The organism is Ruegeria sp. HKCCA5463 (genome assembly GCF_013034175.1).
Taxonomy (GTDB): Bacteria; Pseudomonadota; Alphaproteobacteria; order Rhodobacterales; family Rhodobacteraceae; genus Ruegeria.
This window is the reverse complement of record NZ_WQFL01000009.1, coordinates 67,541-84,414: the sequence shown is the minus strand read 5'-3', so window position 1 is coordinate 84,414 and position 16,874 is coordinate 67,541. Positions and strand designations below refer to the sequence as shown.

Here is a 16,874-nt window from a genome sequence, read left to right as displayed (position 1 = left end):
ATATGCGCCCGCGATATTCCAAGCAGGGACCTGGTGAAGGTCCCAACTATGACTGGGAAAACGACCATACCTTCGTGAAGGTTTCCGGTCAGGACACGGGCGGAGCCTACACACTGATGGAAGACAACTTGAAGGCCAGCTTCGCGCTTGGCCTTCATCGCCACGACAGCCATGCCGAGACGTTCTATTTCCTGGAGGGCGCCGTGGATTTCTATGTCGACGGAGACTGGCACCTGTGCACGCCGGGCACCACCATGCATGTTCCGGCGGGTGTGCCGCATGCCTGCCGGGTTGCCGACAAAAAACCGGCACGGATGCTCATGATCTTTCAACCATCCGGGTTTGATGGTTTCCTTGCGGAACTGGCAAGCATGACCCCGGCGGATTTCGAGGACGAGGCCAAGATGGCCGACCTGAATGCCCGATATGACATCGTGCCGATGGGACCGGTTCCGCCCCATCCCGACGACCAGACCTGAGAAGCCAGCGAAATGAATGCTCCAAAGACGATGTCCGGTGTCTATCTGACGGGTCACGGTGGCCCCGAAGTTCTGGAATGGCGAGATGATATCCCGGTTCCTGAACCCGGGGCAGGGCAAGTTCTGGTTCGGGTCGCCGCCGCAGGCGTGAACAACACGGATATCAACACACGGGTCGGTTGGTATTCCTCGGACGTCACCGGCGCGACGGATGCCGTTGATCAGAAGGTCGAAGCGGGCGGTTGGGGCGGTGCATTGCACTTTCCCCGCATTCAGGGCGGAGATCTTTGCGGCATCGTGGAACAGGTTGGGCCGGGTGTTGCCTTCAAACCCGGGCAGCGCGTGACCTGTCCGATAAACCTGCCGCGCCCGCGCCCGGGAAACCCGCAGGGCTTCATTGCGCTGGGTTCCGAAATCGACGGGGCTTTTGCGCAGTACTGCCTGGTTGAAGCCGATGATCTCTATGACGTCAGCGCCTCGCCCCTTTCGGATGTGGAAATCGCCGCCATTCCTTGCGCCTTCGGGACGGCGGAAAACCTGCTGACCCGCGCAGGCGTGACTGCCGGGCACAAGGTGCTGATCACCGGCGCCTCGGGTGGCGTCGGGCTGGCGGCGGTGCAACTGGCCGCCCTGCGCGGGGCGTCGGTTTGGGCTGTAACAGCGGGCACGAAAGCCGAGATCGTGAAATCCCAGGGGGCCGAGAATACGTTTGACCGGAACGACCCGCTTCCGCAGGATATGTTCGATGTGGTGATCGACGTTGTGGGTGGCCCGGCCTGGCCATCGCTGATCCTTTCCCTGAAATCCGGCGGGCACTATGCCGTTTCGGGGGCAATAGCAGGCCCGATTGTCGAAGCTGATCTGCGGGATATATATCTGCGCGACATCACCATACATGGGTGCACGCACCAGGCGCCCGAAGTCTTTGACCGTCTTGTTGAACTGGTGAATACCGGACGGATCAAGCCACTGGTTTCCCGGACCTATCCGTTGAAGGATATTGGTATTGCACAGGCTGATTTTCAGTCAAAGACTCTTCCGGGAAAACTGGTATTGGTGCCCTGAGGAGTAATGACATGGCGGATATCACTCTTTTGGACGGCTCTATCGGGCAGGAACTGGTAAAACGCAGTGGCGATCAGGCGACACCGCTGTGGTCGACGCGCGTGATGATCGATCACCCCGATTTGGTCGCGGAAGTGCACCGCGATTATTTCAGCCGGGGTGCGACGGTCGCGACAACCAATACTTATGCCGTCCATCGCTCTCGTCTGGTGCGGGTGGGGATGGAGGATCATATGCCTACCCTGATCGACACCGCCCTGACACAGGCCGTACGTGCCCGAACGGAAACCGGGGGGCGGATCGCGGGTGCACTGGGGCCATTGCTCGCTTCATATCGCCCCGACCTTAACCCGGACCCGGCGGATGCGGCTGAAAAGTTCGCCGAACTTGTGGCCATGATGGCCGCGCGGGTCGATCTGTTTTTGATCGAGACCGTCTCGTCGGTACAGGAAGCCGAGGGCGCATTGCGTGGCACGGCAGGATGCGGAAAACCGGTTTGGCTGTCCCTGTCGGTCAATGATGACGATGGCAGCCTTCTCAGGTCCGGCGAACTGTTGGCGGACATTGCTCTGCTGGTGGAGGAGTTTTCGCCCGATGCCGTGTTGATCAATTGTTCGTGCCCCGAGGCGATCCCGGCGGCGCTGGAAGTTCTGTCCGGCATGGGTCGGCCCTATGGGGCCTACGCCAATGGCTTCACGCATATTTCGGATGATTTCCTTCAGGATGCGCCGACCGTGGATGCGCTGCAAAAACGGCATGACCTTGGCCCCGGGGCTTATGCGGATCAGGTGATGCGGTGGATCGATCAGGGGGCAACGATTGTTGGCGGATGCTGCGAAATCGGGCCGGATCATATCGAAGAACTGGCGAACCGGTTGCGGGCCACCGGTCATAACATCGTTTGAAGAAAATGGCGGCAAAATCTACTTCGGACGCTCCAAAACAGGCCATCCGGCATTTCGACATCCTTGTCGCGCCGGGTTTCGTGCTGTTGGAGCTGGCGTCGTTGGTAGAGGTATTGAGGCTGGCCAACCGCGTATGCCCAAGCCCTCCGTTCACCTTCACCTATCGCTCGCTCAAAGGTGGCCCGATTGCCAGCAGCAGTGACGCCGTGGTTCAAACAGAAGCGGTGCCGTCACAGCCAAGGGCGGATTACCTGTTCGTAATCGGCAATTCAGACCCGGACCATCCGGATTTGTCGTTGGGGCGGGTGGTGTCGGACTATACCTTCCGGGACGCCAAGGTGTTCCTGCTGGCCGAAGCCGCCAGCCGCTATATCGACGAGCAGGGAACAGACGACCTGGCAACCCATTGGGAAAACGCATCGTTCCTGCGGGAACGCGGCGCCCGGTTCGAAGCCAAACTGTCGATCGCAACCGAACAGGGCGCGGTTGTGACATGTGCCGGGATGGAGGCCACTACGGATATCGCCTTGGCGGTGATCGGGCGCCATATCTCGGGGCCTGCGAAGATGACCGTGGCCGACATCATGCTGCATGAGAATATCCGCGATTTCGCTTCGATGCAGCCATTCTCGGGCGCCAAATTGACGGCGACAGGCGATTCGAAGCTGGATCAGTGCATAAAGCTTATGCAGGCCAATATCGAAGACCCCCTGCCGATCAATCAGATCGTCGAATCGCTGCACCTGTCGAACCGGTCCCTCGAGCGTAAGTTCAAAACCTTTTTTGGAACCACTCCCAACGGATTCTACCGGGAAATGCGACTGGCCAAGGCAAATAACCTGTTGCTGAACACCACGATGAGCGTACGCGAAATTGGTTTGGCCTGTGGTTTTCCGAACGGGTTTTCGTCTGTTTACAAAAGCTTCTTCGGGGTCACGCCCTTTGTCGTACGTCGGCAAAAGCGAGCGGCATCACATCGGTGAAAACTGCGGATTTCGTGACGTTTTTGGTGCATTTGTTGTCGATCTTCCGTGGCAACCTATGCCAAACCTGACACAGCGGAGATTTCAGGATGGTTGATCTTCCCAGCAAGGCCCGAGCGGTCATCATCGGCGGTGGCGTCATCGGATGCTCGGTCGCTTATCATTTGACCAAGAAGGGTTGGAAAGACGTCGTGTTGCTTGAGCGAAAGCAGCTGACAAGTGGCACCACCTGGCATGCAGCGGGTCTGATCGCACAGCTGCGCGCCACCGCAAACATGACCAAGCTGGCGAAGTACAGTCAGGAGCTGTATGGCTCACTCGAAGAGGAAACCGGTGTCGCCACGGGCTTCAAGCGCTGCGGGTCGATCACCGTGGCGCTGACCGAGGAACGCAAAGAGGAAATCTATCGTCAGGCTGCGATGGCGCGGGCGTTTGGCGTCGAGGTCGAAGAAATCTCGAATGAGCGCGTGCAGGAACTGTATCCGCATATCAATCTCGAGGGCGTCAAGGGTGCAGTTTATCTGCCGCTGGACGGGCAGGGTGATCCGGCCAACATCGCGCTGGCTCTGGCCAAGGGCGCCCGCCAGCGCGGCGCCATCGTCAAGGAACGGGTAAAGGTCACCGATATCGTCAAACAGGGCCGCAGCGTGACCGGCGTGGACTGGGTGGCCGATGACGGCAGCGCCTCGGGCCATATCGAGTGTGACATGGTGGTCAACTGCGCCGGCATGTGGGGGCACGAAGTTGGCCGAATGGCGGGCGTCAACGTCCCGCTGCACGCCTGCGAACATTTCTACATCGTGACCGAGAACATCGACGGCCTGACGCAGCTGCCGGTGTTGCGGGTGCCGGATGAATGCGCCTATTACAAGGAGGACGCCGGGAAAATCCTGCTGGGCGCCTTCGAGCCAAACGCCAAGCCTTGGGCGATGGCGGGCATCCCAGACAGTTTCGAGTTCGATCAGCTGCCCGAGGATTTCGACCATTTCGAACCGATCCTCGAAGCCGCCTGCAACCGCATGCCGATGCTGGCCGAGGCGGGCATCCACACCTTCTTCAACGGCCCTGAGTCCTTCACGCCCGACGACGCCTATCACCTTGGGCTCGCGCCCGAGATGGACAATGTCTGGGTCGCCGCCGGCTTCAACTCGATCGGGATCCAGTCGGCGGGCGGCGCGGGCATGGCGCTTGCCGAATGGATGGACAGCGGCGAAAAACCCTTTGACCTGGGCGATGTGGACATCAGCCGGATGCAGCCGTTCCAGGGCAACAAGCAGTATCTGTTTGAACGGTCCAAGGAGACGCTGGGCCTGCTCTATGCCGACCACTACCCCTATCGCCAGAAAGCCACCGCGCGCGGCGTGCGCCGGACGCCATTCCACCACCACCTGAATGAACACGGTGCCGTGTTCGGTGAACTGGCCGGGTGGGAGCGCGCCAATTGGTTCGCCAACGAAGGGCAGGAACGCGAATACAACTACAGTTGGAAGCGTCAGAACTGGTTCGAGAACTCGGCCGCCGAACACCGCGCTGTGCGCGAAAACGTGGGCATGTACGACATGTCCTCGTTCGGCAAGATCCGGGTCGAGGGCCCCGATGCCGAGAAGTTCATGAACTATGTCGGTGGCGGCGACTATGCCGTGCCCAATGGCAAGATCGTCTACACGCAGTTTCTGAACCGTTCCGGCGGGATCGAGGCAGATGTCACCGTCACCCGCCTTTCCGAGACCGCCTATCTGGTGGTCACCCCGGCGGCGACGCGCCTGGCGGACCAGACCTGGATGATGCGCCATGCGGGCAATTTCAACGTGGTCATCACCGACGTCACGGCGGGTGAAGGCGTTTTGGCGGTGATGGGTCCGAATGCGCGGGCCTTGCTGGAGAAAGTCTCGCCCAACGACTTCTCGAACGCGGCAAACCCCTTCGGCACCGCGCAGGAGATCGAGATCGGCATGGGCCTCGCCCGCGCCCACCGCGTCACCTATGTGGGTGAGCTGGGCTGGGAGATCTATGTCTCCTCCGACATGGCGGGCCACGTCTTTGAAACGCTGCACGATGCGGGGAAGGGCATGGGGCTGAAACTCTGTGGCATGCACATGATGGACAGCTGCCGGATCGAAAAGGGCTTCCGCCATTTCGGCCATGACATCACCTGCGAAGATCACGTGGTGGATGCGGGGCTGGGCTTTGCCGTCAAGGTGGACAAGGGCTGCGACTTCATCGGCCGCGAGGCGGTGATCGCGCGCAAGGAAAGCGGCCCGAAATCGCGCCTTGTGCAATTCCGCCTGACCGATCCCGAGCCGCTGCTGTTCCACAATGAACCGATCATCCGCGATGGCGAGTATGTAGGCTATCTCAGCTCGGGCAATTATGGCCACACGCTGGGTGGCGCCATCGGTTTGGGTTACGTGCCCTGCGAAGGGGAAAAAGCCGCGGACGTTCTGGCCTCGACTTACGAGATCGACGTTTGTGGCACGAAAGTCCGGGCCGAGGCGTCGCTCAAGCCGATGTATGACCCGAAATCCGAACGGGTCAAGGTGTGACCACGGGGTTCGGTGGGGGCTCTGCCCCCGCCGCCTTCGGCGACTCCCCCGGGATATTTTCGGCCAGATGAAGATTGGTGCCCCTTGTTCATCTGGCCACAAATATCCCGGAGCGCGAGGCAGAGCCTCGCATTTCAGACCTCGCGTGAAAAGCGTGGTCTGACAACTCATCAAACATTGTTATGTGACACTTCACTGTTTTCAGAGTTTTCAACCCGTTCATTTCTGCCTTAAACCGAACCGGTATCAACCGGAGACCCGATGTGGCAGACACGCTTCTACCTTCACAGAACACGGACACACCAAAGGGGCTTGCGCTGGCAGTCACGGCCTATGTCCTGTGGGGGTTCTTGCCTCTGTACATGAAAGCGCTGGATCATATGGGCGCGGTCGAGGTTGTGGCGCACCGTGTTATCTGGTCAGTGCCTGTGGCCGGGTTGTTGCTGGTTGTCCTGGGCCGAACCCGGGATCTGAAGGCCGCGCTTGGCAATCCGAAGATGTTGGGTATGGCCGCTTTGACAGCAGCGCTTATTTCCGTGAACTGGGCGATTTACGTATGGGCCATTTCCACGGGCAACGCACTGGATGCGGCGTTGGGTTATTACATCAACCCCCTATTCAGTATCGCGCTGGGGGCAATCCTGTTGAGGGAACCCCTGACACGGACACAATTGTTCGCGGTCGGATTGGCCGCGCTGGGTGTGGTAGTACTTGTGGTGGAAGCCGGTCGTTTGCCTTGGGCGGCTCTTGGGTTGATGATCAGTTGGGGATTCTACGCGTTCTTCAAGCGCTCGCTGCCGATTGGGCCGAACCAGGGTTTCCTGCTTGAGGTCCTGATCCTTTTGATTCCGGCACTGGTCTATGTCACCTTTCTGGGTGTGCGGGGCACTGGTCATTTCGGTGTCGCGATGTCGGACACCTTGTTGTTGTCCTGTGCAGGGGTCGTGACGGCGGTGCCGTTGCTGGTCTATGCAAACGGCGCCAAACTGGTGCGCCTGTCCACGATGGGCATCCTGCAATACATCGCACCGACCATGATCTTCATTACAGCGATAACCCTGTTCGGCGAGAAGATAGACACGGGCCGGATGATCGCATTCCCACTGATCTGGGCGGCTCTGGTCGTTTACTCGATCCCTATGATCCGGCAGGCGCGCGGTCAGGCCTGAAGCAACAGACGTGCGGCTGCATCCGCCCAAAGCGCATACGCCCGGGGGCTGGGATGATAGCCATCCGGTGCAGCCAATGCCGGGTCGTCCGGCAGGTCGAGTGGCAGGTGTTGAACATGCGGAAATGCAGCCGCAACCTCTTGCAACCCCTGATCCAGGCGCGCGGCCTGGCATCCAAGCACCCAGGCCAGCGGCTGAGGCAGGGCCGGAAACCTGTTCATCTGCGGGACTGCGGTTGCGACGATGCGACGAGCCCCCAGGTTTTTTGAAAGCAAGCGGATAAGGCGGGTCTGGCGGCGCGCAAATTGCTGGCGTGTCACAGCCCGGGTGACATCATTGACGCCGAGTGCCGTAACGACAGCATCGAATTCGCCTTCCATTTGCGAAAGACGGTCGATCGTGTCCTGGGTGGTGTGCCCGGTTGTCGCTTCCAGCTGCCATTCGACCGCATAGTGCCCGGCCAGACGGTTGACCAGATGGCCGGATAACGCCTGATCCTGCGTGCCTGCGCCCACTCCGGCTGCCGAACTGTCACCGGTGATCAGAAGCCGCAGACGCGGCCCGCGCCCTGTGCGGCCTTCGCGCGGGCCAGTCGGTTCCGGCAGCAACTGCGCGTTCCTGCGTACCGATAGGCCCTGCGCGGCAAGCACCGGAAGCAACGGAACCCGCAAAATCTGATCGGCAGCCAGTGAACGAGGCATTGTCAGCTCAGCGCGTTTTTGAATTCCAGAAAACGAGCGTCTGTCATGACCCGCGCCATCATGGCATCGCGCAAGGCACCTACCGTTTTGTAGGGGCGCATGACGACCTCGAAAACCTGGATCAACCCATCGTCGTTCAACGTAACAAGATCCACGCCGATACCATCCAGATCACCGACTTTGCATTGAAACTCCAATGCCCAGTCTTTCCCGTCGCCCATGGCGCGCCGATAACGAAAATCTGAAAACACCTGCCCGACATGCCCCAGAACGGCAGCGACCGGTGCGCGCCCTGTCCAGGTGCTGTAGTATGTGGGCGGCAGGAACTGCACATCTTCGGCCAAGAGCTGGTGGATCAAGGTCTCATCGCCTTTTGCGACAACCTCTTGCATGCGTTCAATTGTCGGGTGCATGGCATCTCCTCCACTTTTGAAGAGAAGGTCACCGAACATGGGCGGGCATGCAAGGACGACGTTGCGGGAGGTCACGAGCTGGGATAGGCACCCTGCATGAGCGACACCTATGATCCCCCTCAAACCCCGCTGGATGTGTTGCATGAAGATGCACAGCTGATCGTGGTGAACAAACCATCGGGCCTGCTTTCGGTTCCGGGGCGGGGCGCGCATCTGTCAGATTGTCTGTTGACCCGGGTGCAGGATGCATTTCCACAAGCACTGCTGGTTCATCGGCTGGACCGGGACACGTCCGGTGTCATGGTCTTTGCCCAGACACCGCACGCGCAGCGCAACCTGAGCATGCAATTCGAGCAGCGTCAGACCCGCAAAACCTATATCGCCCGTGTCTGGGGGCAGCTGGAACCCAAGACCGGCACCGTGGACTTGCCTCTGATCGTGGACTGGCCCAACCGGCCCAGACAGATGGTTTGCCATGCGACGGGCAAACCTGCCGTGACGGACTGGCGTGTCGTGAAGACCGAAGGCGATACGACGCGTGTGCGTCTGTTTCCCAAAACGGGCCGGTCTCATCAACTTCGCGTTCACATGCAGGCGCTGGGTCACCCGATCCTGGGCGATCCATTTTATGCGACAGGCGATGCGCTGGACTTCCCCAGATTGATGCTGCATTCAGAAGAACTGCGTCTGAAACACCCGGAAGGTGGGGTTTCGATGAAGTTTCGGGCCCGGCCCGAGTTCTGATCTCAGGCCGTGCTGGTCCAGAGCATCTTCAGATTTCCCAACGAAAATCGTCTGGATCGTTTTTTTGAAACGGGCTGCTTGCACTGCCGAGCCATGGCGATTTCGCGCTCGATCTCGAAGGCGCGCAGGGTATGGTCCTGAGACCATTGCCCCAACCTGAGCGTCATCATGACATGGGTGTCGAGGTATGGCATTTTTCGTGCTCCTTCTTTCGATGCCATTCCAATCTGGCCCATCATTCCTGACACCCTCTTGTCAGTGGGGTGTGCTAGGATGTCAGCATGTTGACAGGAGGATGCAATGCGCCGTTCGACCCGATTGTTTGAAATCATCCAGATCCTGCGGGCTGCGGGCGCTCCGGTCACGGCAGAGGCGCTGGCCGCAAGGTTGGAGGTGTCCGTGCGCACGGTTTATCGGGATATTGCCGAGTTGCAGGCGCAACGGACGCCCATCGAAGGTGAGGCCGGTATCGGGTACGTGATGCGGCGCGGCTACGATCTGCCGCCGCTCAATTTCGATGCAGAAGAAGTTGAGGCCTTGTGGGTTGGCCTGTCTCTTCTTGCGCGTACCGGCGACAGTCACCTGCAAAGGGCCGCCAGCCGGATATGCCAGAAGATCGACGCATTGCATTGCCCAGCGGATTGGTTGCAGGTTGCCCCATGGGGTGCCCCGGCGGATGATCCAAACAAGGGTTGCGTTTCGATCGCGCATTACCGCGAAGCCATCAGGGCAGAGCGGAAAATCCGTATCACCTATGAAGATGGCGAAGGCGAACGCACGGTTCGGGTCGTGCGCCCTGTGGCGCTGATCTATCACATCGAATGCACGATGCTGGCAGGCTGGTGCGAATTGCGCAACGGGTTTCGCCATTTCCGCACCGACCGTATCTGGTCCAGTGAATGCACCGAAGATAGCTTTTCAGGACAAAGCGGGTCATTGCGCGAGCTCTGGCAGGAGCAACAGAACGCAGAAACGTTCGTAGAAGCGGTTTGAATACGTGTTTGGCGGGTATTCGCCGACTTCACCGCATTGTTGCTTGAGCCGCCAAGCCTGCCCAGTGATATACTGCGGAAAACGAAGCACGCCCGAATAACGGGTGCTGGAGCAGAAGGTGATATCATGACGATTTCCAAGTTTTTCGTGGCCACAGGTTTGTGTTCAGCCCTTGTGTTGGCGGCCTGTACCGACCCGGGCACGCTGACATTACAAGACGACCCGAACCAGAACGCCAAACAGGGCGCCGTTCTGGGTGGGCTGGTCGGCGCTGGAATCGGGGCGATTGCCAATAATTCGAACCCCGGTCTGGGCGCGTTGGCCGGTGCTGCAATCGGTGCTGCCGGGGGCGGCGTGATCGGCAACCAACTGGACAAGCAGGCTGCGGAGCTGCGTCAACAGCTGGCGAATGACGGAATTACAATCGTCAACGCAGGCGATCGCCTGATTGTGACTGTCCCGAATGACATCACCTTTGACACCGACAGTTCGACCGTGCGCCCGGCGTTGCGGTCTGATCTGGTGAAAGTGGGCCAGAACTTGGTCAACTACCCGAATTCGAACGTGCAGATCATCGGGCACACTGACAGCGACGGAGACGCAACCTACAATCAGGGCCTGTCAGAGCGTCGCGCGAATGCCGTGGCCGACATCCTTCAGGCCAACGGTGTCAGCTACAACCGTATTCGCACGATCGGGCAGGGCGAAAACAACCCCGTCGCGTCCAACCTGACGCCCGAAGGAAAATCGCAAAACCGGCGTGTCGAGATTGTCGTGGTGCCCAGCGGAAACGCTTAACCACTGCGCGGCATGAACAGCGGGGCCGCCCAATGGGCGGCTCGGATTGCGCAATGACTGTGCGTCAAATGGGGTTTGGATCGGGGTGATCTCGGTCTAACTTGCGGGAAACACAGAAACGGAGCTTTCCCGATGTCCCAACCGACCCTTCTTGGCCTGTCCGGTTCTCTGCGCCAGAACGCGACCAACCGTAAGCTTCTGCGCGAGGCGGCACGGTTGTTCGATCCGGCAAGCTTTGTCGAAGCGGATTTGAACCTGCCCCTCTACGATGGTGATCTGGAAGACGGAGAAGGGATTCCTGAGGCGGTTCATACGCTGGCCAATCAGATCGCACAGGCCGATGCGGTGATCATTTCGACACCTGAGTACAACAAGGGTCCATCAGGCGTTCTGAAGAACGCGCTGGACTGGGTCAGCCGAACGCAAGGCAATCCATGGGCCGACAAACCGGTTGCGGTAATGTCGGCGGCCGCTGGTCGTGCAGGCGGGGAACGCGCGCAGATGATCCTGCGGGCCTGTATGGTTCCATTTCAGCCGCGCATCCTGCAAGGGCCCGAAATCCATCTGGCGAACAGTTCGAACGAATTCGACGATCAGGGAAAGCTGCGTTCGGACCGGTACGAAAAGTCTTTGCATGACTTGATGCAGAAACTCCGGGCCGAGGCCGGTTTCTGATCGCGGGTCAGGCAAATGACGCAAGAGCGACAGACCGATCTCTTGGATCCGGCCCGCGCGACCGCATTTCAGGTGGCGCTGGGCGGTGTGCCGTCGATCGCCAGTGGTTCGGAATTGCCGCCCTTCTTCCATCGGCTTTATTTCTGGACCCCGCAACCGGCCGCCGAATTGGGTCGGGATGGGCATCCCAAGGTTGGGGGCCTGATCCCGGATATGGGATTGCCGCGCAGAATGTGGGCCGGCGGGCGGTTGACCTTTCACGTTCCTCTGATCGCAGGGATCACCGCCGAAAAGAAATCGGTTCTTGAAAGTCAAAGCGCCAAGGTAGGGCGGTCCGGCCCGTTGGGCTTTGTCACTTTGCGGCACGAGATCTGGCAGAACGGTCAGTTGCGCGTGACAGAGTGGCAGGATCTCGTTTATCGCGAAGATCCTGCGCCGGATGCTGAAATGCCCCAACCGCCCAGAGCGCGCACCGATGAGACCGATTGCCGCGAAGTCGGGTTCGATTCAACGTTGTTGTTTCGATACTCGGCCCTGACCTTCAATGGCCACCGTATTCACTATGATCTGGACTATGCGCGCGATGTTGAAGGATATGGCGGGCTGGTCGTGCACGGGCCGCTTCTGGCGCAGCTTCTGATGCTTTTCGCGGTTGACCTGATCGGTCCGCTCGCCTCGTTTTCGTTCCGCGCGACTTCGCCATTGATGCATTTCGAAACTGCCCAGTTGTGCCGGAGGGGTGAAAACATGTGGGTACGCGGCCCTGGCGGGCGGCAATGCATGCAAGCCGTCGTGCAGTCACAATGAGGCTTCGGGCCGGAACTCATCAGGGATCGTATCCCGATCTTCAAGCATAAGATCGGCCATGACCTCGGCGATTTTGGGGGCCATGCCGAAACCGATTTTGAACCCGCCATTGGCGATGAACTGCCCCTGATGCAGGGGATGGGCGCCCAACATCGGCGCACGGCTTTTGCTGCGCGGGCGCACACCGGCCCAGCGTTCGATCACCTCGGCCCCGTGCAACAGGGGCAGGACGCGCGTGGCGCGGTCTATCACGTCGTCCAGAGCTTCGTCCGTGCTGGTCGGGTCCTCATAATCCCGTTCCGAGGTCGATCCGATCGCAAGTGTTCCGTCTGCATGCGGGACAATGTGAATCGCGTCGGCGAATAGTTGCGGCACTTCCCCCGCGTCGAAGCGCAACAGGGCGGCCTGCCCTTTGACACCATTTCCGACGGTCTTGCCGTAGGCGTCGTTCAGTTCCTGCAATCCTGCAAGGCCCGTGGCGTGGATGACCTGCCCCTTGTCCTCGGCTTCACTGACAATGTGAACGCCCATGACCTCCAGGGCTGCGACCAGCGCGGCACAGGCCCGCCGGGGGTGCATTCGTGCCGTCAACGTATCGCGAATGACAAAGCCTGTGGGGCTGGGTGGGCACCAAGAACCCGCTTGGGTCGTGGTGATGACGCACCATTCCGCGCGGCCTTGCCAAAGCTCATCTGCGGTGCCTTCGCGCTGGCGGGCCAGTTCCAGACCACGCGCGTCCGGGATCGGCTGAAGGCGGCCCAGTCGGCCATAGCCGGGTGAAACCCCGCCGGTGTCTTCGATCTGTCGCCAGAACGGTTCAGCCATAATCAGACTGTCGAACTGAAATGCTTTCTTGGCGTTCCAGTTTTCCGGTACGTGCGGGGCCAATGCGCCGACCAGACCTCCGCTGGACCCGGCGCCGGGACCGGACGGATCGACGACCTGCACTTTCGCACCGCGGCGCGCACAAATCCAGGCGATGGACAGGCCGAAAATTCCTGCGCCGCGAACCGTCACATCGACCATTGCCAATTCCCTTTTCCTTGTTCAGTGTCGCGCCGCTTAGCTACAGGATTCCCCAATGGCAGACCAGCGCGCCGAATTGACGTGGACCGAAGATCAGATACCGGTCTCGGACCGCTTCGACGACCCATATTACTCGTTGCAGAACGGGCTGGAAGAGACGCGCCATGTGTTTCTGGCGGGAAATGACTTGCCTGCACGGTTTGCGCCGGGATTTCACATTGCCGAGTTGGGTTTTGGCACCGGCCTGAACCTGCTGGCCGCCTGGTCAGAATGGGAGGCATCCGGCCAGAAAGGGCCATTGCGCTTTACCAGTTTCGAAGCCTTTCCCATGGCGCCGGAAGACATGCAGCGCGCGCTTGGGGCCTTTCCTGAATTGCATCCGTGGAGCAGCCGGTTTCTGGCGCATTGGACAGGACGCACATGTGTGTTGGATTCGCTTCGGTTTGAGGTGGTGATCGGCGATGCACGCAAGGCATTGCCGAACTGGGACGGAACGGCCGATGCCTGGTTTCTCGACGGGTTTTCACCAGCCAAGAACCCCGAACTGTGGGGCGCGGACCTGATGCAGGACGTGGCAAGCCACACTGTCACGGGCGGTACCGCGGCCACCTATACGGCCGCAGGTTTTGTGCGCCGGGGACTTGAGAGTGCAGGTTTCAACGTAACCCGCACGCCCGGCTACGGTCGCAAGCGGCACATGACACGGGCACACAAAGCATGACCCAGAAGAACAATGTCGGCGCGGGCATCGCTTTGATGGTGGGCGCGACAATTGTCTTTGCCTTGCAGGACGGTATCTCGCGCCATCTGGCCGGAACCTACAACACCTACATGGTGGTCATGATCCGCTATTGGTTCTTTGCGGCTTTTGTTATCGCTCTGGCCGCGCGGGCCCCCGGTGGGCTGAAGGCGGCCACAAAGACAAATCAGTTGGGTTTGCAGATCCTGCGGGGCTTGTTGCTGGCGGCCGAGATCTGCATCGCGGTCTTTGGCTTTACGGTCCTTGGCCTGATCGACAGTATGGCGGTTTTCATCTGTTATCCTTTGCTTGTCGCCGCGCTGAGCGGGCCGGTGCTGGGCGAAAAGGTCGGATGGCGGCGATGGGCTGCGATCGGTGTCGGCTGCATCGGCGTTCTGATCATCCTGCAACCGGGCGCCGGGGTCTTCAACCCGTGGGCTGTCATACCTTTGATTTCTGCATTGCTGTTTGCGATCTATGGTCTTTTGACGCGATATGTCGCCCGTCAGGACAGCGCGGCGACCAGCTTTTTCTGGACCGGTGTCGCCGGGGCCGTGGCGATGACCGTGTTTGGCATGTGGTTCTGGGAGCCGATGGCGCGCAGCGACTGGCTCTGGATGGCGCTGCTTTGTGTCAGTGGGGTGTTCGGGCACTGGCTGCTGATCAAGTGTTATGAGATGGCCGAAGCCAGTGCGGTTCAACCCTTTGCATATTTCCACCTGGTTTGGAGCGCGATCCTGGGTATTTCGATCTTTGGCGAAACGTTGCGCCCCGAAGTCGTGGCGGGCGCAACCATCGTCGTAGCCGCAGGTTTGTTCACCTTATGGCGCGAACGCCGCCAGAGATGATCCGATCAGCTCCTGCGAGAACGGAATCGGAAGGGCGGGTTGCCCCAGGCGGGCACGGTAGACCGGCAGGCTTTCGGTCACGCGCATCACGTAGTTCCGCGTTTCGCTGAACGGGATCGTCTCGATCCAGTCGACGATATCGACCTCGCCTGTGCGCGGATCACCATAGCGTTCCATCCACGAGATCGGGCGCCTTGGCCCCGCATTGTACCCCGCCGCCATCATCACAACGTTGCCGTTGAAATCGGCCGCCAGACCAGAAAGATAGTTGGCCCCAAGCTTTGCGTTGTATTGCCAGTCCGTGGTCAAACGTCTCGTCTGATGGCCGCTGAGAATGCCCAGCTCGCCCGCAACCAACTTGGCCGTGGCGGGCATTACCTGCATCAGGCCGCGCGCGCCCGCACCGCTGACGACAACCGGGTCGAACTCGCTTTCGCGGCGCGCGATGGCCAATGTCATTTCCTTGGCCATCGGCAATCGCATATCTGCAACGGGATGGACTGGGTAATAGGCTGCGGGCAGAACGGTGCCCGTGGTTGCCGCCCGTTTGGCGATCATCACGGCCAGATGCGGCTGTTTCAGTTCGATAACCAGGTCGCCCAATTGATTGGCCTGCACTGGATCAAGGCTTTCGACCAGATGGGTCAGGAACCGCTCGGACAGGTTTGCTTCTTCGGCTTTCAACAACAGCAATCCGGCCTCCAAAACGCTGGAATCGGCAAACTCCGCCTGCCGCCAATGCGGCGCGCGACGCGGATTGGCCAGTTCCGCATCAAACGGTCGTCCGATCCGTTCTGCGGCCAACAGACCGTAGAATGAGGTCTGGTAATCGGCCCCCATTGCATAGGCGTCATACGCCTTGTCCGCGTCACCCAATGCCGCGTAAGCGCGCCCAAGCCAATAGCCACCACGGCCTTTCGAGATCGGAGATTTCACGGCGTCCGAAAAGTTCTGGAAGTGGCGAACGGCGGTGGCAGGATCGTTCAGTTTGCGAAGCGCCAGAAAACCGGCCAGCCATTCAAGATCGGCATAGCCGTAACCCATTTCGGGGGTCATGTGATGATTGGCGGCCACGTCATATGCGCGCGCCGCACGGCCCGATCGCATCTCAAGCCGTGCAAGACGGCGCCGTCCCTCGGCCCATTTGTCAGGCTCACCCAGGGCGTCAGGCCCGGTAGAGCGTGCCAGCATCAGATCGACGGCGCTGTCATCCAGTTCTTTCTTGTCGCGCCAGACAAAACGATCGAAGGCCAGCCCGGGCGCATCCGCCAGAGACTTGGGAACTGCTGCCACCTTGGTGTCCACACCGGGTTGGCGTTTCTGCAATGCTATGCGCGCTTCGGCCAGTTTACGTTCGTCCGGACCGACCAAAGGCAACATCTGCCCGGCGCTTACAAGATGACCGTCCCACAGCATTCTGTCCAAGCGCGCCGCGTGATGCGGCTTCAGAAGTTTGGCAAAGTTCTCCAGATAGCTTTTTTGCAGACCCGAACCCATTGGCATGGTGCGCCAAGCGGTCACAATGTCAGCCTCCGCTTCTCCGATGCGTCCCTTGGCTTTCAGGGCGACGGCATAGTTCAACGCGCCCTCTGCCGTCTGAGGCGGCATGTCGGCATAGAATTTCAGAACCCTGTCTGGATCGGCACCGGTGAAAACAGGCTCGCTCTTGCGGCGCAGCCATGCCAGCCCGGGCCAGTCCGGGCGACGTTCGAGAAACACCAACACGTCGCCAGAGCTGCCGAAGCCCTCGCGCAGCCAGTGCCAGACAATGATATCGCGCGATACGGAACCTCGCTGGCCGGATACGCGCAACGCTGCGTTCCAGTCGCCTTTGCGCATTTCGTTAAGTCCAGCGCGCAAATCAGCAGCAGCATCTGCCCGTGCTGAATGCGTCGCAGTCACCGAATACAGAATCACAGCAGTCAACAGTGCCAGAAAGCGTGTCATCCCTTGCATTTCCCAACCAACCGAGGATAGAGCCTGTGA

The 16,874-nt window shown here is 60.0% G+C and carries 18 protein-coding genes; 13 read left to right on the top strand and 5 right to left on the bottom strand.

Features of this window, described 5'->3' with window-relative positions; genetic code table 11:
* Positions 1 to 2: 2 nt before the first annotated feature.
* The 6 genes from GOW09_RS17950 to rarD all read left to right on the top strand — a co-directional run bounded on the left by GOW09_RS17950 (position 3) and on the right by rarD (position 7,144).
* On the top strand, positions 3 to 479 hold the full coding sequence (locus tag GOW09_RS17950; protein ID WP_171119895.1) for a cupin domain-containing protein: 477 nt from the start codon (positions 3 to 5) through the stop codon (positions 477 to 479).
* Between the two features lie 12 nt (positions 480 to 491).
* Positions 492 to 1,544: an alcohol dehydrogenase family protein gene (locus GOW09_RS17945; protein WP_152459238.1), complete on the top strand. Its 1,053-nt coding sequence runs from the start codon at positions 492 to 494 to the stop codon at positions 1,542 to 1,544.
* Between the two features lie 11 nt (positions 1,545 to 1,555).
* Entirely contained in the window at positions 1,556 to 2,449 is an 894-nt protein-coding gene (locus tag GOW09_RS17940) for a homocysteine S-methyltransferase family protein (RefSeq protein ID WP_171119894.1), read from the top strand.
* Between the two features lie 5 nt (positions 2,450 to 2,454).
* Positions 2,455 to 3,432 (top strand): GlxA family transcriptional regulator, encoded by a 978-nt coding sequence (locus tag GOW09_RS17935; protein WP_171119893.1) that lies wholly within the window; start codon positions 2,455 to 2,457, stop codon positions 3,430 to 3,432.
* A gap of 89 nt (positions 3,433 to 3,521) precedes the next feature.
* Entirely contained in the window at positions 3,522 to 5,975 is a 2,454-nt protein-coding gene (locus tag GOW09_RS17930) for an FAD-dependent oxidoreductase (protein WP_171119892.1), read from the top strand.
* 263 nt (positions 5,976 to 6,238) lie between these two features.
* Entirely contained in the window at positions 6,239 to 7,144 is a 906-nt protein-coding gene (rarD, locus tag GOW09_RS17925; RefSeq protein ID WP_171119891.1) for an EamA family transporter RarD, read from the top strand.
* Here rarD and GOW09_RS17920 read toward each other — a convergent pair.
* Both GOW09_RS17920 and GOW09_RS17915 read right to left on the bottom strand, forming a co-directional pair.
* Positions 7,135 to 7,845 carry an SGNH/GDSL hydrolase family protein gene (locus GOW09_RS17920; RefSeq protein ID WP_171119890.1) on the bottom strand — a complete coding sequence of 237 codons (711 nt, stop codon included), beginning with the start codon at positions 7,843 to 7,845 and terminating at the stop codon, positions 7,135 to 7,137. The two genes, rarD and GOW09_RS17920, sit on opposite strands and share 10 nt — an antisense overlap.
* Before the next feature lie 2 nt (positions 7,846 to 7,847).
* A complete protein-coding gene (locus GOW09_RS17915; protein ID WP_171119889.1) occupies positions 7,848 to 8,258 on the bottom strand; it encodes a nuclear transport factor 2 family protein in 411 nt (136 codons plus the stop codon).
* 96 nt (positions 8,259 to 8,354) lie between these two features.
* Between GOW09_RS17915 and GOW09_RS17910 the strand changes: the two genes are divergently transcribed.
* Positions 8,355 to 9,002 carry an RluA family pseudouridine synthase gene (locus GOW09_RS17910; protein ID WP_171119888.1) on the top strand — a complete coding sequence of 216 codons (648 nt, stop codon included), beginning with the start codon at positions 8,355 to 8,357 and terminating at the stop codon, positions 9,000 to 9,002.
* Between the two features lie 2 nt (positions 9,003 to 9,004).
* On the opposite strand, the gene GOW09_RS17905 is transcribed toward GOW09_RS17910, so the two are convergent.
* Positions 9,005 to 9,196, bottom strand: a complete 192-nt coding sequence (locus GOW09_RS17905) for a hypothetical protein (protein ID WP_170345624.1) — start codon at positions 9,194 to 9,196, stop codon at positions 9,005 to 9,007.
* A gap of 106 nt (positions 9,197 to 9,302) precedes the next feature.
* Between GOW09_RS17905 and GOW09_RS17900 the strand changes: the two genes are divergently transcribed.
* From GOW09_RS17900 to GOW09_RS17885, 4 genes are all read left to right on the top strand, one after another.
* Positions 9,303 to 9,995 carry a YafY family protein gene (locus GOW09_RS17900; RefSeq protein WP_171119887.1) on the top strand — a complete coding sequence of 231 codons (693 nt, stop codon included), beginning with the start codon at positions 9,303 to 9,305 and terminating at the stop codon, positions 9,993 to 9,995.
* Positions 9,996 to 10,121: 126 nt separating this feature from the next.
* Positions 10,122 to 10,793 (top strand): OmpA family protein, encoded by a 672-nt coding sequence (locus GOW09_RS17895; protein ID WP_171119886.1) that lies wholly within the window; start codon positions 10,122 to 10,124, stop codon positions 10,791 to 10,793.
* A gap of 132 nt (positions 10,794 to 10,925) precedes the next feature.
* Positions 10,926 to 11,468 (top strand): NADPH-dependent FMN reductase, encoded by a 543-nt coding sequence (locus tag GOW09_RS17890; RefSeq protein WP_171119885.1) that lies wholly within the window; start codon positions 10,926 to 10,928, stop codon positions 11,466 to 11,468.
* Between the two features lie 15 nt (positions 11,469 to 11,483).
* The gene (locus GOW09_RS17885; RefSeq protein WP_171119884.1) at positions 11,484 to 12,275 is read left to right on the top strand and encodes an acyl dehydratase; all 792 of its coding nucleotides are present in this window, start codon (positions 11,484 to 11,486) and stop codon (positions 12,273 to 12,275) included.
* On the opposite strand, the gene GOW09_RS17880 is transcribed toward GOW09_RS17885, so the two are convergent.
* A complete protein-coding gene (locus GOW09_RS17880; protein WP_171119883.1) occupies positions 12,267 to 13,301 on the bottom strand; it encodes an FAD-binding oxidoreductase in 1,035 nt (344 codons plus the stop codon). The genes GOW09_RS17885 and GOW09_RS17880 overlap by 9 nt on opposite strands.
* A 55-nt stretch (positions 13,302 to 13,356) precedes the next feature.
* Between GOW09_RS17880 and mnmD the strand changes: the two genes are divergently transcribed.
* Together mnmD and GOW09_RS17870 are read left to right on the top strand one after the other, a co-directional pair.
* Positions 13,357 to 14,022: a tRNA (5-methylaminomethyl-2-thiouridine)(34)-methyltransferase MnmD gene (mnmD, locus tag GOW09_RS17875; RefSeq protein ID WP_171119882.1), complete on the top strand. Its 666-nt coding sequence runs from the start codon at positions 13,357 to 13,359 to the stop codon at positions 14,020 to 14,022.
* Positions 14,019 to 14,888 (top strand): DMT family transporter, encoded by an 870-nt coding sequence (locus GOW09_RS17870; RefSeq protein ID WP_171119881.1) that lies wholly within the window; start codon positions 14,019 to 14,021, stop codon positions 14,886 to 14,888. Before mnmD ends, GOW09_RS17870 begins: the two co-directional genes overlap by 4 nt.
* On the opposite strand, the gene GOW09_RS17865 is transcribed toward GOW09_RS17870, so the two are convergent.
* A complete protein-coding gene (locus GOW09_RS17865) occupies positions 14,862 to 16,835 on the bottom strand; it encodes a lytic transglycosylase domain-containing protein (RefSeq protein WP_171119880.1) in 1,974 nt (657 codons plus the stop codon). The genes GOW09_RS17870 and GOW09_RS17865 overlap by 27 nt on opposite strands.
* Between the last annotated feature and the right edge of the window lie 39 nt (positions 16,836 to 16,874).